This window comes from Longimicrobium sp. (assembly GCF_036554565.1).
GTDB lineage: Bacteria > Gemmatimonadota > Gemmatimonadetes > Longimicrobiales > Longimicrobiaceae > Longimicrobium.
Map to the genome: position 1 here is coordinate 1 of NZ_DATBNB010000162.1, position 3,143 is coordinate 3,143.

Genomic DNA, 3,143 nt, shown 5'->3' on the forward strand with positions numbered 1-3,143 from the left:
CCTCTCGCGGCCGGGATTCGTCTCCGGCCGCTCCGCCCACGCCCTGTCATGGGTGAGATCGAGCACCGGGACGGCGGAGCCCGCCGACAGCTCGGCCACGGTGGCGGCGAGCGGCGGGTGCGTCAGGAGGACGGCCGGGGCGCTGTCCTCGACCATGTCGCGCAGGCGGGCCACCGGATAGCTGGCGTCGAGCGGCACGTAGGCGCCGCCGGACTTGAGGATGCCCAGCAGGCCGACAACCATCTCCACGCTGCGCTCCACGCAGATCCCCACCCGCACGTCCGGACCCACGCCGAGGGCGCGGAGGTGGTGGGCCAGCCGGTTCGCCCGCGCGTTCAGCTCCGCGTACGTCACCCGCTCGCCCTCGAACACCACCGCCACCGATCCCGGCGTGCGCTCGACCTGTGCTTCCACGAGCTCGTGGACGCAGGCCTCGCGCGGGTACGCGGCTTCCGTGGCGTTCCACTCCCGCAGCACCAGGGAGCGCTCTCCCTCGGAAAGCATCGGCAGACGCTCGACGCTCGAGCCGTCGTCCGAGGCAAAAGCCTCCAGCACGCGGCGCAGGTAGCCCAGCCAGCGCTCCACCGTGGCCTGTTCGAAGAGCGAGGTCGCGTACTCCACCTCGCCGGCAATCCGACCGTCCTCCTCCGACAGCGACAGCAGCAGGTCGAACTTGGCCGTGGCGCGCGGCCCGGCGTCCGCGGGGGCCAGCGTGAGTCCCGGCAGCTCCAGGCGGGTGGCGGGCGCGTTCTGCCAGGCGAACATCACCTGGAAGAGCGGGCTGTGGGCCAGGGTCCGCGCCGGCTGCACCAGCTCCACCACCTGCTCGAAGGGGATGTCCTGGTTCTGCTGCGCCTCCAGCGCGCGCGCCTTTACGCGCCCCAGCGCCTCCGCCACGGTGGGCGCGCCGGAAAGGTTCACCCGCACCGGAAGCGTGTTGACGAAGAAGCCGATCAGCCCCTCGACCTCGCTCCGCCCGCGGTTGGCGCTCGGCGTGCCGACCACGACCTCGTCCTGCCCCGACAGCCGGGCGAGCACGGCCGCCCACCCGGCCAACAGCGTCATGTACAGGGTGGCGCCGTGCCGCTGCCCCAGCGCCATCAGCGCGGCGGTCAGCGCCTCGTCCAGCTCCACCTTCAGCGACGCGCCCGCGAAGTCCTGCCGCGCCGGGCGTGGATGGTCGGCCGGAAGCTCCAGCAGCTCGGGCGCGCCCGCGAGCGTTGCGCGCCAGTAGTCCCCCTGCCGCCGCAGGACCTCGCCCTCCACCTGGCGGCGGTGCCACGCGGCATAGTCGGCGTACTGCACCGGCAGCGGCGGAAGCGGATCGGGCTCGCCGCGCGCGAAGGCGGCGTACAATGCGGCGAGCTCGCCGTGCAGCACCCCCAGCGACCAGCCGTCGGAGACGATGTGGTGCATCGTCAGCAGCAGCACGTGGTCGTCCGCCGCCATGCGCACCAGGCGCCCGCGGACCAGCGGCCCGCGCGCCAGGTCGAAGGGCGCGATCGCCTCGCCGGCCGCCAGGCGCCGCAGCTCGTCCTCCGCGTCCGCCGAGGCACGGAGGTCGTGCTCCACCAGCGCGAACGCGCTCTCCTCTACCGGCGCGATGCGCTGCACCGGCTCGCCGTCCACCGCCGCGAAGGTGGTGCGCAGCGCCTCGTGCCGCGCGACGATGCGGTCCAGCGCCCGCGCCAGCGCCCCGCGGTCCAGAGCGCCCCGCAGCCGCAGGTGCAGGGGGACGTTGTAGGTGCCGCCCAGGTTCCCCAGCTGCTCCAGGAACCACAGCCCTCGCTGCGCGAACGAGAGGGGAAGCGGGCCGGAGCGCTCCACCGGCGCGATCGGCGCCGCCTCGGCACGCGCGGCGGTCTCCAGCCCGCGCGCGAAGTCCGCCAGCACGGGCCGCTCGAACAGGTCGCGTGGCGCGGCCTCCACCCCCAGCGCCTGCCGGATGCGCGCGACGACGCGCGCCGCCACGAGCGAGTGTCCGCCCAGTTCGAAGAAGTCGTCCCCGCGGCCCACCCGCCCGGCGCCGAGCACCTCGGCCCAGATCGCGGCCACCGCCTGCTCCGTCCGGCCCACCGGAGCCTCGTACTCCCGGGCCGCGTACGCGCCGGACTCCGGCGCGGGAAGCGCCTTGCGGTCTACCTTGCCGTTCGGGGTGAGCGGATAGGCCTGCATCCACACATACGCCGCCGGCACCATGTGCCCCGGCAGCCGAGTGGCGAGATGCGACTTCAGCGCGGCGGCGGCGACCTGCTCGTCCGCCCGATAGTACGCCACCAGCCGCCGGTCGCCGGCCGCGTCTTCGCGCGCCAGGACGAGGGCGTCGCGCACGGCATGGTGGCCCTGGAGCGCCGCCTCGATCTCGCCCGGCTCGATGCGGAAGCCGCGGACCTTCACCTGGAAGTCGGTGCGCCCCAGGAACTCCAGCGTCCCGTCCGCCCGCCAGCGGCCCAGGTCGCCGGTGCGGTACATCCGCGCGCCACCATCAACCGCGAAAGGATCGGGGACGAAGCGCTCCGCCGTCAGCGCCGGCCGCGCCAGGTAGCCGCGCGCCACGCCGGCCCCGCCGACGTACAGCTCGCCCGCTACGCCCACCGGCGCCGGCGCGCCCCGCGCGTCCAGCACGTAGACCCGCGCGTTGGCGATGGGCCGGCCGATGGCGGGTGCGCGGCCGTCCACGCCGCACACGTGCGAGGTGGAATCGATCGTCGCCTCGGTGGGGCCGTACAGGTTCACCACCTCGCCCGCGCCCGCCGCGCGCGCCTCCTGCACCAGCGCGGCCGAAAGCGGCTCGCCTCCGCAGAAAAGGGTACGGCAGGGGAGCGAGCCGCCCGCCGGAAGGGCGCCGAGCACCGCCTGGAGAAGGGTGGGGACGAACTGTGCGACGGTCACCCCGCCCTCTGCGACGGCACGCCCGATGGCGCCCGGGTCCTTCGCCGCGGCGGAGGAAAGGAGCAGCATCCGGGCGCCGGTGGCCAGCGGCGTCCACAGCTCCCACACCGACGCATCGAACGAGACGGAGGTGCGCTGCAGCACCGTGTCGCCGGCGCCGATGCCGAACGCCGCTGCCTGCCACGCGGTGTGGTTCACCAGGCTTCGGTGCTCCACCATCACGCCCTTGGGCCGCCCCGTGGAGCCGGAGG

Annotated in this window: 1 protein-coding gene; it reads right to left on the reverse strand. The window is 74.6% G+C overall.

The genetic code is table 11. The annotated features are described in order from the left end of the window. On the reverse strand, window positions 1-3,143 hold a 3,143-nt coding region (locus VIB55_RS04510; RefSeq protein ID WP_331875474.1), incomplete at both ends, for an amino acid adenylation domain-containing protein.